This is a genomic window from Rubrivivax sp. A210, assembly GCF_904426505.1.
In the GTDB taxonomy this organism is placed as follows: Bacteria; Pseudomonadota; Gammaproteobacteria; order Burkholderiales; family Burkholderiaceae_C; genus Rubrivivax.
Genome location: NZ_CAJGBN010000071.1, coordinates 24,996 through 49,140 on the forward strand (window position 1 = coordinate 24,996; position 24,145 = coordinate 49,140).

General features: G+C 70.7%; 16 protein-coding genes and 1 riboswitch. Of the genes, 10 read left to right on the forward strand and 6 right to left on the reverse strand.

The features are described 5' to 3' along the window. Positions 1–94: 94 nt before the first annotated feature. Positions 95–709, forward strand: a complete 615-nt coding sequence (locus JMV16_RS22400) for a chalcone isomerase family protein (protein WP_201496547.1) — start codon at positions 95–97, stop codon at positions 707–709. Here JMV16_RS22400 and gph read toward each other — a convergent pair. After that, on the reverse strand, positions 692–1,366 hold the full coding sequence (gph, locus tag JMV16_RS22405) for a phosphoglycolate phosphatase (protein ID WP_201496548.1): 675 nt from the start codon (positions 1,364–1,366) through the stop codon (positions 692–694). The two genes, JMV16_RS22400 and gph, sit on opposite strands and share 18 nt — an antisense overlap. Before the next feature lie 173 nt (positions 1,367–1,539). Here gph and JMV16_RS22410 point away from each other — a divergent pair, with 173 nt between their 5' ends. Genes JMV16_RS22410 through JMV16_RS22420 form a run of 3 tightly spaced genes read left to right on the forward strand, consistent with a single transcriptional unit; the run spans position 1,540 to position 4,425 of the window. Then, positions 1,540–2,616: an alpha/beta fold hydrolase gene (locus JMV16_RS22410; protein WP_201496549.1), complete on the forward strand. Its 1,077-nt coding sequence runs from the start codon at positions 1,540–1,542 to the stop codon at positions 2,614–2,616. 9 nt (positions 2,617–2,625) lie between these two features. After that, positions 2,626–3,426, forward strand: coding sequence for an NRDE family protein (locus tag JMV16_RS22415; RefSeq protein WP_201496550.1), 801 nt, complete (start codon positions 2,626–2,628; stop codon positions 3,424–3,426). Positions 3,427–3,486: 60 nt separating this feature from the next. Next, on the forward strand, positions 3,487–4,425 hold the full coding sequence (locus tag JMV16_RS22420) for a dihydrodipicolinate synthase family protein (protein ID WP_201496551.1): 939 nt from the start codon (positions 3,487–3,489) through the stop codon (positions 4,423–4,425). A gap of 4 nt (positions 4,426–4,429) precedes the next feature. On the opposite strand, the gene JMV16_RS22425 is transcribed toward JMV16_RS22420, so the two are convergent. The 3 genes from JMV16_RS22425 to JMV16_RS22435 all read right to left on the reverse strand — a co-directional run bounded on the left by JMV16_RS22425 (position 4,430) and on the right by JMV16_RS22435 (position 6,527). Beyond that, entirely contained in the window at positions 4,430–5,341 is a 912-nt protein-coding gene (locus JMV16_RS22425; protein ID WP_201496552.1) for a caspase family protein, read from the reverse strand. 91 nt (positions 5,342–5,432) lie between these two features. Then, on the reverse strand, positions 5,433–6,113 hold the full coding sequence (locus JMV16_RS22430) for a mobilization protein (protein WP_201496553.1): 681 nt from the start codon (positions 6,111–6,113) through the stop codon (positions 5,433–5,435). A 225-nt stretch (positions 6,114–6,338) separates the two neighbouring features. Then, complete coding sequence (locus JMV16_RS22435) at positions 6,339–6,527, reverse strand: hypothetical protein (protein ID WP_201496554.1); 189 nt, start codon at positions 6,525–6,527, stop codon at positions 6,339–6,341. 144 nt (positions 6,528–6,671) lie between these two features. Between JMV16_RS22435 and JMV16_RS22440 the strand changes: the two genes are divergently transcribed. The 3 genes from JMV16_RS22440 (at position 6,672) to metH (ending at position 11,909) form a co-directional block, all read left to right on the forward strand. Beyond that, complete coding sequence (locus JMV16_RS22440; RefSeq protein WP_201496555.1) at positions 6,672–7,856, forward strand: hypothetical protein; 1,185 nt, start codon at positions 6,672–6,674, stop codon at positions 7,854–7,856. A 5-nt stretch (positions 7,857–7,861) separates the two neighbouring features. After that, positions 7,862–8,995: a HupE/UreJ family protein gene (locus tag JMV16_RS22445; protein ID WP_201496697.1), complete on the forward strand. Its 1,134-nt coding sequence runs from the start codon at positions 7,862–7,864 to the stop codon at positions 8,993–8,995. 38 nt (positions 8,996–9,033) lie between these two features. After that, a riboswitch (S-adenosyl-L-homocysteine riboswitch) is annotated at positions 9,034–9,123 on the forward strand. 23 nt (positions 9,124–9,146) lie between these two features. Beyond that, entirely contained in the window at positions 9,147–11,909 is a 2,763-nt protein-coding gene (gene metH / locus JMV16_RS22450; RefSeq protein ID WP_201496556.1) for a methionine synthase, read from the forward strand. Between the two features lie 6 nt (positions 11,910–11,915). Here metH and JMV16_RS22455 read toward each other — a convergent pair whose 3' ends face one another. Then, a complete protein-coding gene (locus JMV16_RS22455) occupies positions 11,916–12,731 on the reverse strand; it encodes a transglutaminase-like domain-containing protein (RefSeq protein WP_201496557.1) in 816 nt (271 codons plus the stop codon). A gap of 114 nt (positions 12,732–12,845) precedes the next feature. Between JMV16_RS22455 and JMV16_RS22460 the strand changes: the two genes are divergently transcribed. The 3 genes from JMV16_RS22460 to JMV16_RS22470 all read left to right on the forward strand — a co-directional run bounded on the left by JMV16_RS22460 (position 12,846) and on the right by JMV16_RS22470 (position 15,485). Next, positions 12,846–14,924: an ATP-dependent helicase gene (locus JMV16_RS22460; RefSeq protein ID WP_236580661.1), complete on the forward strand. Its 2,079-nt coding sequence runs from the start codon at positions 12,846–12,848 to the stop codon at positions 14,922–14,924. A gap of 70 nt (positions 14,925–14,994) precedes the next feature. Continuing rightward, positions 14,995–15,291, forward strand: a complete 297-nt coding sequence (locus JMV16_RS22465; protein WP_201496558.1) for a hypothetical protein — start codon at positions 14,995–14,997, stop codon at positions 15,289–15,291. Further along, complete coding sequence (locus JMV16_RS22470) at positions 15,291–15,485, forward strand: hypothetical protein (protein WP_201496559.1); 195 nt, start codon at positions 15,291–15,293, stop codon at positions 15,483–15,485. The genes JMV16_RS22465 and JMV16_RS22470 overlap by 1 nt, the downstream gene beginning before the upstream one ends. 132 nt (positions 15,486–15,617) lie before the next feature. On the opposite strand, the gene JMV16_RS24560 is transcribed toward JMV16_RS22470, so the two are convergent. After that, positions 15,618–24,053, reverse strand: coding sequence for a choice-of-anchor D domain-containing protein (locus JMV16_RS24560; protein ID WP_201496560.1), 8,436 nt, complete (start codon positions 24,051–24,053; stop codon positions 15,618–15,620). Positions 24,054–24,145: the final 92 nt, after the last annotated feature.

Sequence of the window (24,145 nt, forward strand, 5' to 3'; positions counted from 1 at the left end):
AAGCTCGGTTCCAGTTTATCAGGCCCGTGCATCGACGGCCGATACCATGGGAAGGATCTAGCCCCCTGTCTGTGGGCCTGAAACAAGGAAGCTGATGAAGAGCCGCATCCTCCTGCTCGCCACCCTGATGGCCGCCACCTCGGCCTCGGCACAGCCGCAGCCGATCGAACTGGCCGGCGTGCGCCACCCGCCGACGATGACGGTGGGCGGCAAGGATTTGCTGCTGAATGGCGCCGGCATCCGCTACAAGTTCGTCGTCAAGGTCTATACCGCCGGCCTCTACCTGGGCGCGCGAGCGTCCACGCCGGCGGCCGTGCTGGCCTCACCCGGCCCGCGCCGCCTGCATGTGACCATGCTGCGCGCCATCGACGCCAACGAACTGGGGCGCCTGTTCACGCGTGGCCTGCAGGACAACGCGCCCAAGGAGGAATTCAGCCGCCTGATCCCGGGCACGCTGCGCATGTCGGAGATCTTCTCGGCGCGCAAGAAGCTGGCGGCGGGCGACAGCTTCTCGGTCGACTGGCTGCCCGGCGCCGGCACGGTGATCCTGGTCAACGGCCAGCCCCAGGGCGAGCCGGTGAAGGAGCCCGAGTTCTACAACGCGCTGCTGCGCATCTGGCTGGGCGCGAGCCCGGCCGACTGGCTGCTCAAGGACGCCCTGCTCGGCCGCGCCGCGCCCAGCCCCGGCGGTTCAGGCGAGGGCCAGTAGCGGCGCGATCTGGTCGAGGCGGTCAACGACCGCGTCGGCGCCGGCCGCCGCCACCGGCTCGCCGTGGTTGTAGCCGTAGCTCACCAGCACCACGGCGCAGCCGGCGGCGCGTGCGGCTGCGGCGTCGTTGCTCGAATCGCCCACCATCAACGTGCTGGCGGGCGCGCAGCCGAGGGCCTTGCAAGTTTCCAGCAACGGCAGCGGATCGGGCTTCTTGCGCGCGAAGGCGTCGCCGCCGAAGGCGTGGGCGAAAAACCCGTCCAGCCCCTTGAGCGCCAGCAGCGGCCTCGCAAAGGCGGTCGGCTTGTTGGTCAGGCAGGCGAGCCGCAGGCCGGCGTCGCGCAAGGCCCGCAGGCCCTCGGCCACGCCGTCGAAGACGCGCGAATGCTGACCGTTGATGGCCAGGTAGTGATGCTGGTAGCGGGCCCACGAGTCCTCGTAAAGAGAGGCCGGCGCACCGACCTCGGCCAGCGAGCTGCGCAGCAGGTGCTCCGAGCCCTTGCCGACGGTGCGGGCGATGAAGTCGTGGCCCACCGGCGGGTAGCCCAGGTCCGCCAGCGCCAGCCGCAGCGCGACCTCGAAATCGCCCACGGTGTCGACCATGGTGCCGTCGAGGTCAATGATGGCGGCTGTGAAGCGGGTGGCGGGCAGGGGCATGGACAGGCTTCCTGGTGTCGCGGCCGTGCCGCGGGAGCTGGCGATGGTAAGGAGGAATCGCCAAGGCCGCCGCCCCGGGGGCCACCCTTGCCGCTGGCCGGGTTCGGCCCGATGATGCGGCGCCCCGGGGCGCCCTGCATCCGGGTCAAAAGCAATCTGGAGGAGACATCGCCATGGCCATCCTGCGTCCCTGCCTGCGCCTGCTGCGCCACGCCATCGCCGCCCTGGCCCTGGCCGGCACTGCGCAGGCCGCCGACTACCCGGCGCCTCGCGAAGGCGACTGGATCGCACGCGACTTCCGCTTCACCAGCGGCGAGGTGATGCCCGAGCTGAAGCTGCACTACACCACCATCGGCAACCCCGATGGCGAGCCGGTGCTGGTGCTGCACGGCACGGCCGGCTCGGGCGCGACGATGCTGACGCCGGCCTTTGCCGGCGAGCTCTTCGGCCCCGGCCAGCCGCTGGACGCGGCGCGCCACTACATCATCCTGCCCGACGCCATCGGCACCGGCAAATCGGCCAAGCCCAGCGACGGCCTGCGCACGCGCTTCCCACGCTATGGCTACGAGGACATGGTCAAGGCCCAGTACCGCCTTGTCACCGAAGGCCTGGGCCTCAAGCACCTGCGTCTGGTAATCGGCAACTCCATGGGCGGCATGCACACCTGGCTGTGGGGCGTGAACCACCCCGACTTCATGGACGCCCTGGTGCCGATGGCGGCCCAGCCGACCGAGATGTCGGGCCGCAACTGGATGCTGCGGCGCATGCTCACCGAATCGATACGCCGCGATCCCGACTGGAACGGCGGCCAGTACACCACCCAGCCACGCGGGCTGAACCTGGCCAACCAGTTCTTCGCCCTCGCCACCAACGGCGGCAACCAGGCGCTCTACAAGGCAGCGCCCACGCGCGAGCAGGCCGACCGCATCGTCGACGAGCGCCTGGCCGCGCCTTTCAAGGCCGATGCCAATGACGTGCTCTACCAGTGGGAGGCCTCGCGCGACTACAACCCGGCGCCCGGCCTGGCACGCATCCGTGCCGCGCTGCTGGCCATCAATGCCGCCGACGACGAGCGCAACCCGCCCGAGCTGGGCATCATGGAACGCGAGCTGCAGCGCGTGCGCAATGGCAGCCTGCTGCTGATCCCGGCCAGCGCCGACACGCGCGGCCACGGCACGACGGCGCTGGCGCGCTTCTGGAAGGACCGTTTCGCGCAGTTCCTGCAGGCGACGCCGCGGCTGGCGCGCTGAGGCCGCCCGATGTGCCTGGCGGCCCTGGCCCTGGGGGTGAGCGCGCGCCATCCCTTTGTCGCGGCATCCAACCGCGACGAATTCTTTGGCCGCGCGAGCGCGCCGCTGGCCTGGTGGCGGCCGGCACCCGCTGACGAAGAAATCCTGGGCGGGCGCGACCTCGAAGCCGGCGGCACCTGGCTGGGCCTGAACCGGCGTGGCCGCCTGGCCCTGGTGACCAATGTGCGCGAACCCGGCCGCCACGACGCGGCCTCGCCCTCGCGCGGCGAACTGGTGCCGCAATGGCTGGCCGGCGGCGATGACGCTTGGCTGGACGCCATTGCCGCCGCGCCGCGCAATGGCTTCAACCTGATCGCGCTCGATCTGGCCCGCGGCGCCGGCCACTGGGTGGGCAACCGGCCGCCACAGCGGCGCGCGCTGGGCCACGCAATCCGGGGCCTGTCGAATGCCGCGCTCGACACGCCCTGGCCCAAGGTGGTGGCACTCAAGCAACGCCTGGCCGCCGCACTCGAAGCGCCCGATGCCGACGCGTTGATTGCCGCCGCCTTTGCGGCGCTGGCGAGCACCGAACCCGCCGCCGACGCCGATCTGCCCCGCACCGGCGTGACGCTGGAGCGCGAGCGCGCACTGTCGCCGGCCTTCATCCGCATGGCGGTCGACGGCCGCGTCTACGGCACGCGCTGCTCCACCGTGGTGGTGGCCGAACGCCTGCGGCCGATGCAGCTGGCGGTGAAGGTGGTCGAGCGCAGCTTCGATGCCGAGGGCCGCATCGAGGGTGAACGCCAAACCACCCTCGCGCTGGACGCCTGACCGCCCGCCGGTCGGCGCCGCCCCAGAATGCGGGCACTGCAGGACGACATGAGATCAGCGATGCCTCTCACCGCCGACGCCCAGGGCGTCTACCCGATTGCGCCGACGCCCTTCCATGACGACGGCGCCATCGACAACGCGTCCATCGACCGCCTGGTCGACTTCTACCTCGCCATCGGCGCCACCGGCATCACCGTGCTGGGCCAGCTGGGCGAGGCGCCCAAGCTCACGCACGCCGAGGGCGTGGCGGTGGCCACGCACATGATCCGCCGCGCGCCCACGCTGCCGGTGATCGTCGGCGTCTCGGCGCCCGGATTTGCCGCGATGCGCGAGCTGACGCAGGAGGTGATGGCGGCCGGCGCGGCCGGCGTGATGATCGCCCCGCCCAACACCTTGCGCACCGACGACCAGATCGTCACCTACTACCGCCAGGCGGTGCAGGCCATCGGCGCCGACGTGCCCTTCGTGCTGCAGGACTACCCGCTGACCTTCTCGGTGCAGATCACGCCCGGCGTGATCCGCCGCATCGTCGCCGAGCTGCCGTCGTGCGTGATGCTCAAGCACGAGGACTGGCCGGGGCTGGAGAAAATCAGCACGCTGCGCGCCTGGGAGCGCGAAGGCGCCATGCGCCACATCGCCATCTTGTGCGGCAACAACGGCCTCTTCCTCGATTACGAGATGGCGCGCGGCGCCGACGGCGCCAACACCGGCTACGCCTTCCCCGACATGCTGTGCGATGTCGTGCGCCTGGCCGGCAGCGGCGAGCGCGAGGCGGCCCACGATCTCTTCGACGCCCACCTGCCGCTGCTGCGCTACGAGCAGCAGCCGGGCGTGGGCCTGGCGGTGCGCAAGTACCTGTTGATGCGCCGCGGCCTGCTGGGCAGTGCCGCACTGCGCCAGCCGGCCCCGGCGCTGACGGCGGCAGCGCGGGCCGAGGTCGAGCACCTGCTCGCCCGCCTGGCCCGCCACGACCCGCGGGCGCGGCTGGCGGCCGTCTGAGGCGCTAGACGCTGAAGGGCCGCTGCGCCAGGAAGGCCGCGGCCGGCCCCAGGGTGAAGAGATTGGGCGACTGCGTGGCCGGCAACGCGGCGCGAATGCGGGCGTGGAACTGGGCGTAGCTGCCGGCGAAGGCGCCGTTGTTCCACACGCGCAGCAGTTTCTCGGTGAAGGCGCCGTTGTGCTGGCCGTCCATCGAGGTCTGGTTGTCCTGGCAACCGGAGATCAAGAGGATCGAGGGCCTGAAGAGGCCGATCAGGGCCGTGGCCTGGGCCGCGGCGCCCACGACGCCGAGCTGGGCCAAGGCCTGGTCGGGATCGACCACGGCCTTGCCGGCGGCCTTGGCCACCGTGTCCTGCAGGCCGTCATAGAAGGCCTTGTTCTGGGCATAGGCGCGCATCGCCACGGCGTCAGGCATCAACCGGGGGCGCTGCTCGCCCGTCGCCGCGGCCGGCGTGCGCTCGCGCGTGACGGTGCCGCTGTGGCAACTGTCGGACAGCACCAGCACGCGCACGCCGGTGGCGAAGCGGCTGAGCTCGAGATACAGCTCGTCATCGATGAGCTGGCCGTCGTAGAGGCACCAGGTCTCGTCCTTCCTGTCGGCCTCGTCGCCGTTGCGGTCGGGCACCTGGCCGCCATGGCCGGAAAAACTCAGGAAGAACAGATCGCCTGCCTTCAGGGCCCTGGCCGCGCCGCGCATGCCGGCCAGCAGGGCCGCCCGCGTGGCTTTCTTGGTGAGCAGCACGGTGGGCTTCATGCCCTTGGACACGGCGATGGCCGCCATGTCGTTGGCGTCGAACTCGCAGGCGGCGAGCGGCCCGGACCAGCCGCCGTAGGCAGCCGCGCTGACGGCGTTGAGGCCGAGGTGCAACGACAACGCCTTGGGCGCGGCGGCGGCGGGAACAGCTTTGGTGGCCATGGCGGGCTTTCTGTGGGGTGGGGGCGCGGCATGATGCGCGCCGCGCCACCGGCGCAGAAAGCCCTAGTTCATGGGCCGGACCCCGCCGGCATCAAGCGCCCAGGGCCTCGATCTCGGCGCCGGTGCGCTGCAGCCAGCCCTTGAGGCGCTGGCGGTCGAGCAGGCCCAGCTTGCCCGGCTGGCTGGCGGCCCAGAAGCTGATGCCGGCGCCATCGATCTTCTGCAGCAGCGCATCGGGCAGTTTGCGCAGGCGCAGCGTGCGCGCGCCGCGCGCCTGAGCGCGCTCAAGCAGGCCCGATTCGGCCAGCAGGCCGAAGTTCTCGCCGCGCACCTCGTTGAGCACCAGCACCAGGGGCAGCGCAGCGCCGGCACCGTCCAGCCAGCTGGCGAGCAGGTCCACCGAATCGCGGCCGGCGTCCATCACATGCCAGTAGTTGAGGCCAACGCCGATCTCGGCACAGACCTCGGCCACGCCGGCGTCATCAAGCCAGCGCACCAACCCGGCCTGGGTCTGGGCGGCCAGGTCGACCAGCACGCGGCGCGTGGGCTGGTCGGCGGCGGCCTCGACCACACGGTCCAGGCTGTCGTGGGCATCCAGCGGCACCGGCGAGGCGAAATCGGCGTAGTAGCGCAGCAGGGCGCCATGCGAGCGGTCGGTGTCGAAGCCGACGAAGGGCAGCTGGCGGTCGATGAAGTGCTGGGCAAGCACGCGGGCGAGCAGCGATTTGCCCACGCCGCCTTTTTCGCCGCCGATGAAATGGATGTGGCTCATGCCGGGGTGTCCCTTGAAGTGGAAAGAGGCGAGCGGCGCGCAAGGTCCACGGCCCGGGACTCGTGACGCAGAACCTGGGTCAGGGCGCGGGTTGGCCTGACCTGCCGCCCGCAAACATAAAAGCAGAAAGCGCGCCAGCATTGTGACCGGAGCGCTTGAATGCGGCCCGACAAGCAAAAAGGGCAGGCGCGAGGCGCCTGCCCTTCTTGACTCGGGAACGAAGAATTACTTCTTCGCTTCTTCCTTCTTCTCTTCCTTCTTGGCGGCCGGCTTGGCGGCGGCCTTCTTGGCGCCGCTGGCGGCGGCGGCCGGGGCCGAAGCGCCGGCCTTCATCGGGGCGGCACCGGCGTGCGAGCCGGCTTGGGCGCTCAGGGCGAAGGCGGCCAGGATCAGGGAGGTCAGGAGCTTGAACATGGGAATACTCTCTCAGGTGGTTGATTTGGAGTCGCCGGGATGCTCTGGTTAGGTTCACCAAGCGACACCGACCCATCCACAACGCGCCCGCCGCGATTCGGTTGACACGGCCGTTGCGACAGCCGCTGCGGCTACCATCGCCGGGTGCTCCCGCGTCTGTGCCTGCTGCTGATTCTCATTTCCGCCCTGAGCGCACCGGCCCTGGCGGCGCCCTACACGCCGGCATCGGATGCCGAAGTGGTGGAGCGCCTGCCCTCCCGTGCCAGCGACCCGCGCTCGCGCGAGTTGCTGGCGCTGCGCCAGGCTTGGCGGGCCCAGCCCGATGACCTCGACACCGCGCTGCGCCTGGCCGCGCGCTACCAGGACGAGGTGGCCGCCACCGGCGATCCGCGCTACATGGGTTACGCCCAGGCGGCGCTGCAACCCTGGTGGAGGCTGCCCGATCCGCCGGTGGCGGTGCGCGTGCTGCGCGCCGTGGTGGTGCAGTTCGACCACCGTTTCGAGCCGGCCCTGGCCGATCTGCGCGCGGCCCTGGCCGTCGAACCCGACAACCTGCGCGCCTGGTCGTGGCAGACCGCGATCCAGATGGTGCTGGCCGACTATGCGGCTGCGCGCACGAGCTGCGAGCAGCTGGCCCGCCTGGCCGAGCCCCTGGTGGGCACTGCCTGCCGCGCCCAGGTTGACGCCGCCACCGGCCGCGCCGCCGCCGCCTCGACGGCGCTGAAGCAGGCCCTCGCCCGGGCGCAGTCGGAGGGGGCCGACGCCGGCCTGCGGCTGTGGGCCTGGACGCGGCTGGCCGAGATCGACGAGCGGCGGGGCGACCTCCCCGCCGCCGAAGCCGCCTTTCGCGCCGCCCTGGCCACCGGCGAACCCGATGTCTACCTGCTGGCGGCCTACTCCGACTTCCTGCTCGACCGCGGCCGTGCCGCCGAGGTTCTGCTGCTGCTGAAGGACCGCGGACGTGCCGACGTGCTGCTGTTGCGCCTGCTGCTGGCGGCGCGCGCCAGCGGCGACCGCGGCGCCGCTGCCTGGGCGGCCGAGCTGGCAGCCCGCTTCGACGCCGCCCGCCTGCGCGGCGACACCAGCCACCTCAAGGAGGAGGCGCGTTTCCTGTTGTCGCAGGGAGGCCGCACCGCCGACGCCCTGGCGCTGGCGCGCCAGAACTGGGCCGAGCAGCGCGAGGCGGCCGACGCCCGCGTGCTGCTCGAAGCCGCGCTGGCGGCCCAGGAGCCGGCCGCCGCGGCGCCGGTGCAGAAGTGGCTGGCCGATTCAGGCTTCGAGAGCGTGGCGCTGCAGGCTTTGGCGGCCAGGCTGAAAGACGCACGGTGAGGGGGCTGGTGCGCGCACTGTGGTGGTGCCTGTTGCTGACGGCCGGCGCAGCCCTGGCTCACAAGCCGTCTGACAGCTATCTCAAGCTCACGGTCAGCGAAGGCCGGCTGAGCGGGCGCTGGGACATCGCGCTGCGCGACCTCGACTTCGCCATCGGCCTGGACGGCGACGGCGACGGCGCCATCACCTGGGGCGAGCTGCGCGCCCGCCACGCCGAGATCGCCGGCTACGCGGCATCGCGCATCAAGCTGACGCTGGACGGCCAGCCCTGCGCGCTGCAGGTTGGCCCGCAGCAGGTCGACAGCCACACCGACGGCGCCTACTCCGTGCTGCCGCTGGCGCTGGGCTGCGTGGCAGCCCGCGGTGACGCCCGACTGGACGTCGAGTACGCGCTCTTCGCCGAGCTCGACCCCCAGCACCGCGGCCTGCTCGCGCTGACGGTGGAGGGCGCCACCCGCACGGCCATCCTGGGGCCGCAGGCGCCGCGTCAGAGCTTCGAACTCAAGTCGGCCAACCGCCTGGCACAGCTGGCGGACTTCGTGCGCGACGGCGTCTGGCATATCTGGATCGGTTTCGACCACATCCTCTTCCTGCTCGCGCTGCTGCTGCCCGGCGTGGGCCACTGGCCGTTGCGCGGCCAGGGCTGGCGGCCCGTGACGCGCTTCAGGCAAGCCTTCTGGGACGTGGTGCGCGTGGTCACGGCCTTCACGCTGGCGCACTCGATCACGTTGTCGCTGGCCACGCTGGGCCTGGTGTCGCTGCCGTCGCGCTGGGTCGAATCGTCCATCGCCGCCTCGGTGGTGCTGGCGGCACTCAACAACGTCTGGCCGGTCTTCCACCGCGGGCGCTGGATGGTGGCCTTCGCCTTCGGCCTCATCCACGGCTTCGGCTTTGCCAGCGTGCTGGGCGACCTGGGCCTGCCGCAGGGCGCACTGGTGCTGGCGCTGCTGGGCTTCAATGTCGGCGTCGAATGCGGCCAGCTGGTCATCGTCGCGGCCTTCCTGCCGCTGGCCTACACGCTGCGCCACGGCGCCTTCTACCGCATCGGCGTGCTGCGCCTGGGCTCGCTGCTGATTGCCGCGGTGGCCGCGGCCTGGCTGGTCGAGCGTGTATTCGACCTCAAGCTGATGCCTTTCTAGGCCACAGGGCGGCCAACCCGGCGCCTTACAATGCGGGCCTTCCCGAGGAGCGTTGCAACGGCAGCCATGCCGCCAGGCTCGGGGCGTTCGAGGCCAGCCGCCTCCCACCGCAACGGCGCTCACCCACTCCACACGTGACCTGGGTGACCGCATGACCACCGCCGCTGCTTCCGCCGCCCCCACCGCACACCGTCCGCCGCCGCTGCGGCTTTCCGGCCTCGAGCCGGTGACGCTGGACGCCGGCGCGCTCTTCGTCAACATCGGCGAGCGCACCAATGTCACCGGGTCACGCGCCTTCGCCAAGATGATTCTCGAAGGCCGCTTCGAGGATGCACTCTCGGTGGCGCGACAGCAGGTCGAGAACGGCGCCCAGGTCATCGACGTCAACATGGACGAGGCCATGCTGGACAGCGCCGCGGCGATGGAGCGCTTCCTCAAGCTCGTTGCCGGCGAGCCCGAGATCGCCCGCGTGCCCCTCATGGTGGACAGCAGCAAGTGGAGCGTGATCGAGGCCGGCCTCAAGTGCATCCAGGGCAAGGGCATCGTCAACAGCATCAGCCTCAAGGAAGGCGAGGCCGAGTTCAAGCGCCAGGCCACGCTGGTGCGCCGCTACGGCGCCGCCACCGTGGTGATGGCCTTCGACGAGCAGGGCCAGGCCGACACCTACCAGCGCAAGATCAGCATCTGCGAGCGCGCCTACCGCATCCTGGTGGACGAGGTCGGATTTCCGGCCGAAGACATCATCTTCGACCCCAATATCTTCGCCATCGCGACCGGCATCGAGGAGCACGACAACTACGCGGTCGACTTCATAGCGGCCACGCGCTGGATCAAGGCCCACCTGCCCGGCGCGCGGGTCAGCGGCGGCGTCTCCAACGTGAGCTTCAGCTTCCGCGGCAACGACCCGGTGCGCGAGGCCATCCACACCGTCTTCCTGTACCACGCCATCCAGGCCGGCCTGGACATGGGCATCGTCAATGCCGGCATGGTGGGCGTATACGACGACCTCGAGCCGGTGCTGCGCGAGCGCGTGGAAGACGTGGTGCTGAACCGGCGGCCCGATGCCGGTGAGCGCCTGGTCGAGATCGCCGAGACCGCCAAGGGCCTGGCCCGCGACGACAGCGCCAAGCTGGCCTGGCGCGCCGGCGACGTCAACGCCCGCCTCTCGCACGCGCTGGTCCACGGCATCACCGAGTTCATCACGCAGGACACCGAAGAAGCCTGGCAGGCCATCCAGGCCAGGGGCGGCCGGCCGCTGCATGTGATCGAAGGCCCGCTGATGGCCGGCATGAACATCGTCGGCGACCTCTTCGGCCAGGGCAAGATGTTCCTGCCCCAGGTGGTGAAGAGCGCACGCGTGATGAAGACCGCGGTGGCGCACCTGCTGCCCTACATCGAGGAAGAGAAGAAGCAGCTCATCGCCGGCGGCGGCGAGGCCAAAGCCAAGGGCAAGATCGTCATCGCCACCGTGAAGGGCGATGTGCATGACATCGGCAAGAACATCGTCACCGTGGTCTTGCAGTGCAACAACTTCGAGGTCGTCAACATGGGCGTGATGGTCCCCTGCCAGGACATCCTCGCCAAGGCCAAGGCCGAGGGCGCCGACATCATCGGCCTGTCGGGCCTGATCACGCCCAGCCTGGAAGAGATGCAGCATGTGGCCGGCGAGATGCAGCGCGACGACTGGTTCCGCACACGCGGCACGCCGCTGCTGATCGGCGGCGCCACCTGCAGCCGCGTCCACACCGCGGTGAAGATCGCGCCCCATTACGAGGGCCCGGTGGTCTACGTGCCCGACGCCTCGCGCAGCGTGGGCGTCTGCGCCGAGCTGCTGAGCGATGAGCGCGCTGCCGCCTACATCGCCGAGCTGCGCGCCGATTACCAGCATGTGCGCGAGCTGCACGCCGGCAAGAAGGCCACGCCCCTGGTCAGCCTGGCGGCGGCTCGCGCCAACAAGCATGTCGTCGACTGGGCCGCCTACGCGCCGCCGGCGCCCAAGTTCATCGGCCGGCGCGTGTTCAAGAACTACGACCTGGCCGAGCTGGCCACCTGCATCGACTGGGGCCCCTTCTTCCAGACCTGGGACCTGGCCGGGCGCTACCCCGAGATCCTGAGCGACGAGGTGGTGGGCGCCGAGGCCCAGCGCGTCTACAGCGACGGACAGCGCCTGCTGAAACGCGCCATCGAAGGCCGCTGGCTGCAGGCCGCCGGCGTGCTGGCGCTGCTGCCCGCCAACACGGTGGACGACGACTGCATCGAGGTCTACACCGACGAGTCGCGCAGCACCGTGGCGCTGCGCTGGCAGCCGCTGCGCCTGCAGAGCGAGCGCCCGGTGGTGGATGGCGAGAAGCGTCCCAACCGCAGCCTGGCCGACTTCATCGCACCGCGGGCCGACCAAGGTGGAAAGCCCGACCACGTCGGCCTCTTCGCCGTCACCGCCGGCCTGGGCGTCGAGAAGAAGGAAGCCCAGTTTCTGGCCGATCACGACGACTACAGCGCCATCATGCTCAAGGCCCTGGCCGACCGACTGGCCGAGGCCCTGGCCGAACGCCTGCACCAGCGCGTGCGCACCGAGCTGTGGGGCTATGCGCCCGACGAGGCACTCGCGGCCGAGGATCTGATCGCCGAGAAGTACCGCGGCATCCGCCCCGCGCCTGGCTACCCGGCCTGCCCCGAGCACAGCGTCAAGCGCGACATGTTCCGCGTGCTGGCGGCCGAGGAGATCGGCATGGGCCTGACCGAAAGCCTGGCCATGACCCCGGCGGCCAGCGTCAGCGGCTTCTACCTGGCCCACCCCGAGGCGCGCTACTTCAACGTCGGCCGCATCGGCGTCGACCAGCTCGCCGACTGGGCGGCGCGCCAGGGGCTGGACGAGGCGGCGGCGCGGCGGCTGCTGGCGCCGGTGCTGGGCTGATGAGCCTCAATGCACCTGGTCAGTCACCACCGCAAAGCGGTTGAGCGTATTGGGCCCGAAGGTCATGGTGATGGGCACGTCGCCGGCGTCGCGGCCCTGGGCCATCAGCACACGGCCGATGCGGGGCTTGTTGTGGCGGGCGTCGAAGGTGACCCACTGGCCGCCCAGGTAGACCTCGAACCAGGCGCTGAAGTCCATCGGTGACGGCACCGGCGGGATGCCGATGTCGCCCAGGTAGCCGGTGCAATAGCGCGCCGGGATGTTGAGGCAGCGGCACAGCGTGATGGCCAGGTGGGCGAAGTCGCGGCAGACGCCGGTCTGCTCGTGAAAGCCCTGCAGCGCGCTGCGGTTGGCGCGCGCCTGGGCATAGTCGAAGCGGATGCGCTGGTGTACATAGCTGCACACCGCCTGCACCCGCGCCCAGCCCAGCGGCGCGTGGCCGAATTGAGCCCAGGCAAAGGGCAGCAGTTCGCTGTCGACCTCGCAATAACGGCTGGGCAGCAGGTAGTGCAGCACCTCGGTGGGCAGTTCCTGCGGCGCATGCTGGTAGGCGTCGGCATAGACCGGGTCGGCCAGGCCGCTGTCGTAGATGCGGGCGTGGTTGCTCAGGCGCACGGTGCTCACGCCGGCCGGCACCTGGATGCGGCCGCAGCGGTTGCCGTAGGCGTCGATGTACTGCGTCGTGGGCAGGAAGGGATGGACGCCGAGGCTCTCGGGCGCCTGCAGGTCGTGCTCGCGGCTGGGGTGGACGCGCAGCAGAAAGATCAGTGCGGTGGGCGCGCTGAGCGCGAGTTCGATGTCGTAGCCGATTTCGATGAGCATGGGGGTTCCGGCGCCACCTGTCGTGACCCTCGGATCATGGGGCCGGCAGGCCGGCGCGCATGTAGGACAGGGCCGCCTTGTGCCGAGACCCGGCCGCTATGATCCCGGTCCCCCATGAATGCCCCGGTCCCCGTCTCGCTGAACGACGCCCAGATGCGGGCCGTGCAGCATCTGCAAGGCCCCTGCCTGGTGCTGGCCGGCGCCGGATCGGGCAAGACGCGGGTCATCGTACACAAGGTCCAGCGCCTGCTGCAGGCCGGCCTGGCGGCCAAGAACATCGCCGCCATCACGTTCACCAACAAGGCCGCGGCCGAGATGCGCGAGCGCGCCCGTGCCCTGGTGGGACCGCGCGCCGCCAAGGATCTGGCCATCAGCACCTTCCACAGCCTGGGCGTGCGCATGCTGCGCGCCGACGGGCCCAGCGTCGGCCTCAAGCCCAACTTCAGCATCCTCGACAGCGACGACGTGCTGGGCGTGATCCGCGAGGCCGGCAGCTGCAGCGACAACGCGCTGGCGCGGCGCTGGCAGTGGACCATCAGCCTGTGGAAGAACCAGGGCCTGGACGCCGACGCTGCCGAGGCCGCGGCCCAGAACGACGACGAGCGCGTCGCGGCGCGCGTGATGCGCCTGGTGCAGGAGCGGCTGCAGGCCTTCCAGGCGGTGGACTTCGACGACCTCATCAAGCTGCCCCTGGTGCTGCTGCAGCGCGATGCCGAGGCGCGCGCCCGGTGGCAGGCGCAGTTCCAGCACATCCTGGTCGACGAATACCAGGACACCAATGCGGTGCAGTACGAACTGCTCAAGGCCCTGGTGGGTGAGCGCGCCCTCTTCACCGCGGTGGGCGACGACGACCAGAGCATCTACGGCTGGCGCGGCGCCACCATCGACAACCTCAAGCGCCTGCCGCAGGAGTTTCCGCAGCTCGAGGTGATTGCGCTGGAACAGAACTACCGCAGCACCGGCCACATCCTGCGCGCGGCCAATGCGGTGATCGCGGCCAACCCCAAGATCTACGAGAAGAAGCTCTGGAGCAACCTGGGCGACGGCGAGCCAGTGCGCGTGATCGAGTGCGACGGCGAGGAGCACGAGGCCGAGCGCGCGGTGGCGCGCATCCAGGCGCTGCGCGGCGGCGGCTCCGCGAGCGGCGGCGCGCTGCAGTTCCGCGATTTCGCCGTGCTCTACCGCGCCAACCACCAGGCCAAGGTCTTCGAGCAGAAACTGCGCGCGGCGCAGATCCCCTACAAGGTGTCGGGCGGGCAGAGCTACTTCGACCGCGCCGAGATCAAGGACTTGTGCGCCTGGCTGCGCCTGCTGGTGAACGCCGACGACGACCCCGCCTTCCTGCGCGCCGTGACCACGCCCAAGCGCGGCATCGGCCATCAGACGCTGGCGACGCTGGGCGAGTTTGCGTCCACCTGGAAGGTGAGCCTCTTCGAGGCCCTGTTCTCGCCCAGCCTCGGCAGCGTGCTCAAGGGCAAGATGCTGGATGCGTTGCAGCAGTTCGGCCGCGAGCTCAACGAGCTGGAGCAGCGCGCACGCCACGCCAGCGGTGGCGAGGAGGCCAAGGCCCTGCTGCTGGGCTGGCTCAAGGACATAGCCTACGAGCAGCACCTGTACGACGGTGAGGACAGCGAGAAGCTGGCCGCCGCGCGCTGGGCCAATGTGCTGGACTTCGTCGACTGGATCGCACGCCGCTGCGGCGGCGAGATCACGCAGGAGGGCGGCGCCGCCTTCGAGAGCGAGCGCCAGAGCGTGCTGCAGGTGGCGCAGAGCATCAGCGTCATCATCAGCCTGGCCGAGCGCGGCGACGATCAGGACGTGGTGACGCTATCCACCCTGCACGCGGCCAAGGGACTGGAGTGGCCGCACGTCATCCTCGCCGGCGTCAACGAGGGCCTGCTGCCGTTCCGCAGCGGCAGCGAGGACAAGAACAGCGAGTTCACCCCCGAGCGCCTGGAAGAAGAGCGCCGCCTGATGTATGTGGGCATCACGCGCGCCCGCAACACCTTGGCGGTGAGCACGCTCAAGCGGCGCAAGAAGGGCCGCGACACCGTGATGGGCGTGCCCAGCCGCTTCATCCAGGAAATGAAGCTCGACGAGGCCCGCAGCAAGGAAGACCCGCGCGCCCGCCTCAAGGCCTTGCGCGACGCGATGGCGGCCAAGATCGCGGCGGCGGCGCCCACCCCACCCTGACCGTCGCCTTGACCGTCCGCAGGCATGTACATACACTGTCCATGTCCATGATCATTCCGGGAGGCCTGCCATGGCCGCAGTCGAGCGAATCGTCGTCCAGGCCACCTTGCAGGACAAACAGGCCTTCGCCGAAAAGGCGCGCCGGCTCGATCTGCCACTGTCCGAGCTGATGCGCCGCGGCGCCTTTGCCTACCAGGCCGACGAGTCCGAGGCCGAACTGGCGGCGCTGGCCGATGCTGCCAAGTCGGCCGCTGACAAGGCCGGCGCCGCCATCGACGACGCCCTCGATTTCATCGCCGCCAGCAACCGGCGCATCGCGGCGATGGAGGCGCAGGCGGCGCACCCTGCCCCGCGCAAGGCCGCCTGATGGGCGTCACCGACAAGGTCTGGGCCGCGCTGACCTCGATGATCAAGCTCGAAGACCGCGTCGAGCGCCAGGCCGAGGCCATGAAGGCCCAGCAGCTGAAGATCGAGGATCTCACCGGCCGCGTGATCCGGCTCGAGGCCCAGCTCGAGCTGCTCACTGGCGCCGCGATGATCAAGCGGCTCAAGGCCGACTGATACGGATTCGCCTTCAACCGCCTAACGTCGTTGGGTCGCCTCGCCGTGCTGGCGCACTGTCTTCGGCTCCCCGCCTAGTTATCCGGTCGAATGCAAATCCGTATGAGCACCCCGGCGACGGGCCGGGCGCGATCAGCCGGCGGCCACCGGGGCGTTCGCCCGGGCGCCGCGCCGGGCCTTGCCGGCCAGGGCCAGCAGGCCGCCCGCCATCAGCAGCCAGGTGCCGGGTTCCGGCACCGCCGCCACGCTGCCCACCAGGTGCAGCTCGACCCGGCCGAGGGCCAGGTCGGGGCCGCTGCCGTTGGTGCTCAGGCCCTGCAGCATCAGCACGCGGTCGAAGCTGCCTGCCGTTGCGCCGGCAAAGCTCAGCGTCAGCCCTGACAGCGAACTGCCGGCGGCCAGGCCGCTGAAGCTGCCAAAGCCGGCCAGCGAGAAGGCGTCGCCGGCGCCGACGGCAGACACGTCCCAGCTGCCGGCCAGCGCGTCGGCCGGGCCGAAGGCGGCGTTGCTCAGCGTCAGCGACGCGCTGCGCGGGCCAGCGCCCAGGACCAGGGTGCCGAAGTCCAGCGTGTAGCTGAGGCCACCGCCGCTGAAGGCACCGGCGCCGCCCGCCTTGGCCAGCGCCACCTCGGCCAGGTGGTTGACCTGGGCCGACAGCGTGATGCGGCCCGAAGCCAGCGCCAGGTCGGCCAGCTCGGGGTTCTGGCTCGTGAAGGCCAGGTCGGCGCTGCCGCTGAAGACGCCGGCGCTGCGCGTGTCGAGCTGCACCGTCAGCGCTGCCGCATGGCTGCCGCCAGCCACCAGGCCGGCCAGCGAGCCGCCGGCGCTGAAGGGGGCCGGCGCGCCACCCAGGGTGGCGCTCAGCGTGTCGGCGAGCGTGCCGGTCGCGGTGTTGGAGACCGTGACGCTGCGGGCCGCCACCACATCGCCGACGCGCACGATGCCGAAGTCGAGCGCTGGCGTGTCAACGCGGGCCACGGCTGGTGCGTAGACCCGCCCGGTCACGGCCACGCCGGCGCTGCCGAGGGCGGCATCGGCCGCGCCGGTGGTGCCGGCGCCGCTGGACACCAGCGCCACCTGGGCCGTGCCGGCGAAGCTGCCCGCGCTGGCGGTGTTCAGGCTGATCGCGAGTGCCGAGCTGCTCTGCCCATTGACAAGACCGACCACGGCGCCCTGGCCGCTGAACGCCGCCGGCGCCGAGGCCCAGCCCGCATCCAGCCTTTCTGTGAAGGCGTCGGCGCCGGCGTTGCTGACGGCCACGGTGCGCGAGGGCGCCGTGTCGCCGACACGCGCGACCAGCGTCACCGGGCTGGTGTCGACGACCGGGTTGGCCAGCCGGAAGACATTGCCGCTGACGTTGACCGTCTGCGATGCCATGCCCAGCGCGCCGAAACCGCTGGTGCCGGTGCCATCGCTGGCCAGCGTGATGGTCGCCGTACCGCTCTTGGCGCCAGCGCTGCTGGTGTCGAGGCCGACAAAGAGCGCGCTGCTGCTGGCGCCCGCCGCCAGCACGCTGAACGAGCCGCCGGCCGTGGCCGCGCCGCCAGCCGCGATGCTGGCATTCAGTCCTTCACTGAAGCCGTCGGCCAGTGCGGTATTGCTCAGCGTGAGCACCTGCGTCAGCGTGCCGCCGATGCGCTGGTTGGCCAGCAGCACCGGGTTGGGAGCCGCCGGCGATGCAGTGGCCAGGCGGTAGACGCCACCGTTCACGGTGACGGTCTGCGTGCCCAGGCCCTGCACGCCCAGGCCGCTGGTGCCGGTGCCATCGCTGACCAGCGTCAGTGTGGCCGTGCCGCCGCGGGCGCCGGCGCTGCGGGTGTCCAGACTCACGAGCAGCGAGGTGTTGTCGGTGGCGCCGGCGGCCAGCAGGCTGAAGGAACCGCTGGCGACGACGTTGCCATTGCCGACGATGCTGGCGTTCAGCCGCTCCGAGAAACCGTCGGCGGCCGCCGTGTTGGTGATGCTCAGTGCCTGCGTGGCACTGTCACCCACGCGCTGGTTGACGATGAACACCGGGTTGGGCGTGGCCCCATTGGCCTGGGCCAGGCGGAAGACGTTGCCGCTGACGTTGACCGCCTGCCCGGCGATGCCCAGCGCGCCGAAGCCGCTGGTGCCGGTGCCATCGCTGGCCAGGCTGATGCTGGCCACGCCGCTCTTGGCGCCGGCCGTGGACGTATCCACGCCCACGAACAGCGCGTTGCTGCTGGCGCCCGCGGCCAGCACGCTGAACGAGCCCCCGGCCGTGGCCGCGCCGCTGGCGGCGATGCTGGCGTTCAGCCCTTCGCTGAAGCCGTCGGCCGCGGCGGTGTTGCTGATCGTCAACGCCTGCGTGGCCGTGCCACCCACGCGCTGGTTGGCCAACACCACCGGGCTCGGCGTCGCGGCCGACGCACTGGCCAGGTTGAAGGCCTGGCCGGTGATGGCCAGCGTCTGCCCGGCCACATTGTCGAAGTTGTTCACCACCTGCAGCACCTGGCCGGCCAGCGCCTGGCCGACGCTGGGGTCGAAGTGGACGCTGAAGGTCTGGCCGGGGCCGAACTGGCTCACCGCGCCCCAGTTCTGCGCCGTGACCCCGCTGCCCGTGAGTCCCGGGTTGCTGATGCCCGTGGTGACCAGCGCGCCGCGCAGCAACGGGCCGCCCAGGCCCACGTTGTTGATGGTGAAGCTGGTGGTCAGGCCGCCCAGGCCCACGCGGATGTTGGGCAGGGTGAGCGTGGCACTGGCCGTGTCGCCGCCGCTGACGAGCGCGCCGTTCAGCGTCTGCTGCGCCGTGCCTGAAGCCAGGATCTGGCCGCTGCCGCTGACGCCCGCGCGGCGGTCGAAGGCGTTGCCCACGCCGAAGCTGGCGTTGTCGTAGTCGTTGAAGACGGTGATGTTGCTGGCGCCCAGCGCCAGCTGCGTGCCGTTGTGGACCAGGTTGCGCGCGCTACTGCCGGCACCCAGGGACATGGTGGCACCGGCGTCCACCTGCACCGTGCCGGTGGCGCCCAGCACGCCGCCGGCCAGCGTCAGCATGCCGCCATTGGCGCGCACCGTGCCCGAGTTGGACACCACCGGGGCCACGCTGCCGAAGCCGCTGGTCACCCCGGCATTGGCCAGGCTGGGGCCGGCAAAGCTGCCACCGGCCAGTTGCAGCTGCGCCGTGACCTGATTGGTGAACGCGCTGCCGGCCGTGAAGGTGCTGGCCGCGCCAACGCTGACGATGCCGGCGTTGCCGAAGGCGCCGGCCGACGTGAAGTTGCGCCCGTTGCGGATGCTGAAGCTGCCGGCCGCGGTGTTGGTGTTGAAGCCGGCCAGTGCGTTGGCGTTGCTGGTGGCGTTGAGCAGGGCCGAGCCGGCGCCGTCCAGCAGCAGCGTGGCGGCGTTGGTGACGATGTTGGCGCCGGTGATGCGCAGCGTGCTGTTGCCGATGACCTCGAAGGTGCCGCCGGTGAGCGTGCTGCCGGCAAAGTTGCTCAGACCCCCGGTCAGGTTGATCTGGCCCGCGCTCACGCTCAGGCGGCCCGGGTTGCTGAAGGCAACGGAGATGTCCGTGGTACCCGTGCCGGTCTTGGCATAACTGCCGCTGTTGTTGAAGCTGCCGCCGGCGCCAAGGTCGGGCGTGATCGAGCCGTTGAAGGCCTGCTGGTCGAGCCAATCGCCGCTGTTGTTGATGGCGACCGCGCCGCCGGTGCGCAGGCGGCCATTGCTGTTGGCGGTGTTGGTCCAGGTGGTGGTGCCCGCGGTGTTGAGCGTGCGCCCGGCGGTGAGGTCCTTCAGGCCGGCGCCGCTGAGCGCCAGCGTGCCGCTGCTGGTGGTGCTGCCCGGGCCGGTCATGGTGCCGGCCGTCCAGACCGCACTGCCGCTGAGAGTCAGGTTTCCGGTGCCGCCCAGGGTGCTGGATACGGACTGCAGGTAGCTTGCCGCGCTGGCGGCGGCATTGACGTTGAGCGTGCCCCCGCTCAGCTCCAGCAGGCCGGCGAAGCTCTTGCTGCCTTGGGTATTGACGACGCCGCCGCTCACCAGCACACGCCCGTTGGCGCCGCTGGCCACCGTGCCGCCCAGGGTGTAGGTGCCGCCGCTGAAGGCCAGCGTCGTGCCGTCGACCACGTTGAAGGTACCCAGGCTGCTGCCACCGCCGCTGAGCTGCAGCGTGCCGGCGTTCAGGTTGACCACGCCCGTGCCCGGCGTGGCATTGCCGTTGACGAAGGCCACCGCCAGGTCGGTGGTGGCGGCGCCGGACTTGGTGTAGCTGCCCGTGTTGTTGAAGCTGCCGCCGGCGCCGAAGTCGGGCGAGATCTGGCCGTTGAAGGCCTGCTGGTCGAGCCAGCTGCCGCTGTTGTTGATGACTGCCGCACCCCCGGTGCGGATGCGACCGTTGGCGTTGGCAGTGTTGGTCCAGGTGGTGGTGCCCGCGGTGTTGAGCGTGCGGCCGGCCGTGAGGTCTTTCAGGCCGGCGCCACTGAGCGTCAGCGTGCCGTTGCTGGTGGTGCTGCCCGGGCCGGTCATGGTGCCGACCGTCCAGACCGCGCTGCCGCTGATCGCCAGGTTGCCGGTGCCGCCCAGGGTGCCGAACGTGGACTGCGAGTAGCGCGCCGCGCTGGCATCGGCGTTCACGTTGAGCGTGCCGCTGCCCAGTTCCAGCAGGCCGGCGAAGCTCTTGACGCCCGATGTGTTGACCGTGCCGCCGCTTACCCGCACGCGGCCGTCGGCGCCGCTGGCCACCGTGCCGCCCAGGGTGTAGGTGCCGGAGGTGAAGTCCAGCGTCGTGCCGTCGGCGACGTTGAACGTGCCCAGGCTGCTGCCGCCGGCGCTGAGCTGCAGCGTGCCGGCGTTCAGGTTGACCAAGCCCGTGCCCGGCGTGGCATTGCCATTGACGAAGGCCACGGCCATGTCGGTGGTGGCGGCGCCCGACTTGGTGTAGCTGCCCGTGTTGTTGAAGGTGGAGATGCCGCCGAAGTCGGGCGAGATCTGGCCGTTGAAGGCCTGCTGGTCGAGCCAGCTGCCGCTGTTGTTGATGACCGCGCCGCCGCCAGTGCGGATGCGTCCGTTGCTGACGGCCGTGTTGGTCCAGGTGGTGGTGCTCTGGGTGTTGAGCACGCGGCCGCCGGTGAGGTCTTTCTGGATGGCGCCACTCAGGCTCAACGCGCCCTGCAGCGTGGTGCTGCCGGTGCCGGTCATGGTGCCGCTGGTCCAGCCGGTGTTGCCCGATACCGTGAGCGCCTGCGTGCCGCCGACCGTGCCCCCCGACAGCGTCAGGGCGCTCACCGTCACGCCGGCCAGGTTGCTGTAGTTGACCGTGCCGCTGCTCACCACCAGGTTGCCGCCGCTGTTGGCCACCGTGCCGATGAAGTTGGCGGTGCCGCCGTTGACGGTGGTGGTGCCGGACACGTTGTAGCTGCCGCCCATGTGGGTGGTGCCACCGCTGAACTGCACGTTGGGGTTGGTCACGCTGGAAGCAGCCAGCAGGTCGTGGACACCCCCGCTGAAGACCAGCAGGCCCGGGCCCTGGAAGCTGCCGTTGCTGCTGCCGCCACCCCCCAGCGACAGCGTGCCGGCGTTGACGTTGACAACACCCGTGCCGGCGCCGGAGCGGGTGTTGTCGAAGGCGACGCTGATCGTCGTCGTGCCGGCGCCGGTCTTGTTGTAGACGCCCTGGTTGTCGAAGCGCGCCGTGCCGCCGAAGTCGGGCGAGATGCTGCTGTCGAAGGCCTGCTGGTCGGCCCAGGTGCCGGTGTTGGTGATGAGGGCCGTGCCGCCAGTGCGGATGCGGCCGTTGCCGGCGGCGGTGTTGGTCCAGGTGGTATTGCCGGCCACCAGGCGGCGGCCTCCGGTCATGTCCTTCAAGGCGGCGCCGCTGATCACCAGGGTGCCATTGGCCAAGGTGCGGCCGGTGCCGGTCATGGTGCCGTTGGTCCAGGTGGTGGCGCCGCTGACGGCCAGATCCTGCGTACCGCTGAGGGTGCCGCCGGACAAGGCCAGCGTGGCCACGCTCACGCCGGCCAGGTTGTTGAAGTTGGCGGTGCCGCTGCTCAGGATGAGGCTGCCACCGCTGCCGGCCACCGTGCCGGTGAAGTTGGCCGTGCCCCCATTGACCGTGGTGGTGCCGGCCACGCTGTAGCTGCCACCCACGTTGGTGGTGCCGCCGCTGAACTGCACGTTGGGGTTGACCACGCTCGAGCCGGTCAGCAGGTTGTACACGCCGCTGCCGAAGACCAACGTGCCGGTTCCCTGGAAGCGGCCGTCGCTGCTGCCACCCCCATTGAGCGCCAGGGTGCCGGCATTCACGCTGACCACGCCGGTACCCGCCCCGGTGGTGGTGTTGTCGAAGGCGACCCCCATGCTGGTCGTGCCCACGCCCGACTTGGTGTACACGCCCTGGTTGTCGAAGCGACCCGAGCCGCCGAAGTCGGGCGAAATGCTGCTGTCGAAGGCCTGCTGGTCGGCCCAGGTGCCGGTGTTGGTGATGAGGGCCGTGCCGCCCGTGCGGATGCGGCCGTTGCCAGCGGCGGTGTTGGTCCAGGTGGTGTCGCCGGCGACGAGGTTGCGGCCATCCGTCATGTCCTTGAGCGCGGCGCCGCTGATCACCAGGGTGCCGTCGGCCTGGGTGCGACCGCTGCCGGTCATGGTGCCGCTGGTCCAGGTGGTGGCGCCACTGACGGTGACGGTGGCTGTGCCGCCCAGCGTGCCGCCGGTCAGGCTCAGCGTGGCGGTGGTCACGCCGCCGGTGTTGTTGAAGCTCAGGCCGCCGCTGCTCAGCTGCAGCGCGCTCACGCTGAAGGCCTGGGTGATGTTGAAGACGCCCGTGCCGCCCGTGGCGACGATGGTCGAGCCCACGCCGGACACCGTGCCGCTGAAGGTGCTGGTGCCACCGCTGAACTGGGTGGCGGTGCCGGCGTTGAAGCTGCCGGCGATGGTGTTGCTGCCGCCCGTGAAGTCGACCGTGCCCGCGGTGCTGACGCTGGATGCCGCCAGCAGCGCATGGCCGCCGCCCAGGCCCAGCGTGGTGCCGGCCAGGCCCGTGAAGCTGCCGTTGCTGCTGCCGCCGCCGGTCAGGCGCAGGCTGCCGGCATGCACTGCCACCACGCCGGTGGTCGGGCTGGCCGAGTTGTTGTTGAAGGCGATGCTGATCGTCGTGTTGCCGGCGCCGCTCTTGGTGTAGCTGCCGCTGTTGACGAAGGTGGCGCTGCCGCTGAAGTCCGGCCCGATGCCCCCGTTGAAGGCCTGCTGGTCCAGCCAGCTGCCGGTGTTGTCGATGACCGCCGCGCCGCCGGTGCGGATGCGGCCGTTGTCGGCCGCGGTGTTGGTCCAGGTGGTGGTGCCGGCCGTGCCCAGCGTGCGGCCGGAGGTCAGGTCCTTGGAGGACGCGCCGCTGATCGTCATCGCCCCGGCCACCTGGGTGCGGCCGGCGCCGGTCATGGTGCCGCTGGTCCAGCTGCCGTTGCCGCTGAAGCTGGCCGTGGACGTGCCCGCCAGCGTGCCGCCGCTCAGCGCCAGCGTGGTGGCGGCCAGGCCGCCGGTGTTGTTGAAGGCCAGGCTGCCGGAGCTGAGGGTCACACTGCCGCTGTTCACCGCCTGCGCGTTGTTGAAGACGGCCGCGCCGCCGTTGGCGACCAGGTTGCCGACGTTGCCGACGTTGCCGGTGAAAGTGGTGGTGCCGCCGCTGAACACGCTGGACGTGGTGGCGCTGTAGCTGCCGGCGACGGTGTTGTTGCCCGAGCCGGCGAACTCGACCGTGCCCGCGCTGTTGATGCTGGACGCCGCCAGCAGCGTGGCGCCCCCGCCAAAGGCCAGCGTGGTGCCGGCCAGCGCGGCAAAGCTGCCGCTGCTGCTGCCCCCGCCCAGCAGGCGCAGGCCGCCTGCATTGACTGCCACCACGCCGGTGCCGGCGCCGCTGCTGGTGTTGTTGAACGCGATGCTGATGGTGGTGGTGCCGGCGCCGCTCTTGGTGTAGCTGCCGCTGTTGTTGAAGTTGGCCGTGCCGCTGAAATCGGGCGAGATGGCGCTGCTGAAGGCCTGCTGGTCGTCCCAGCTGCCGCTGTTGTTGATGGTGGCCCCGTTGCCGGTGCGGATGCGGCCGTTGTCGGCGGCGGTATTGGTCCAGGTGGTGGTGCCCGCGGTGGCCAGGGTGCGGCCGGCTATCAAGTCCTTGAGGCCGGCGCCGCTGAACGCAAAGCTGCCGGTGGACGTGGTCACGCCGGTGCCGCTCATGAAGCCGCCGGTCCAGCTGCCCGCGCCGCTGATCGTCACCGCGCCGGTGCCGGCCAGCGTACCGCCGCCGCTGAGCGTGAAGCCCGCGGTGGTGGACGCGGCGCTGGTGGTCAGCGTGCCCCCGTTGACCGTCAGCGTGCCGGTGCCGCTGAAGCTCAGGATGGTGAAGGTGGTGCGCACCTCGGTGTTGAAGGCCCCCAGCAGCGCGTCGTCGGCCGCGCCGGGCACGATGCCGCCGGTCCAGTTGGCCACCACGTCCCAGAAGCTGCCCGGGCCGCTGAAGCTGCGCACGGCGGCGTTCAGGCCGCCAGGGCCCAGGGCCAGGGCGGCGGCGAGCGCAATCGGGGTCAGGCGGCGGGTCAGGCGGCGTTGGTTCATGGGTACATCCGGTTGGGCGAAGGCGCCGTGCATGCTGTCACGGTGCCTTCGCACGGGCTTCCGCTGGGCAGAGGGTGAACAAGGATTCAAGC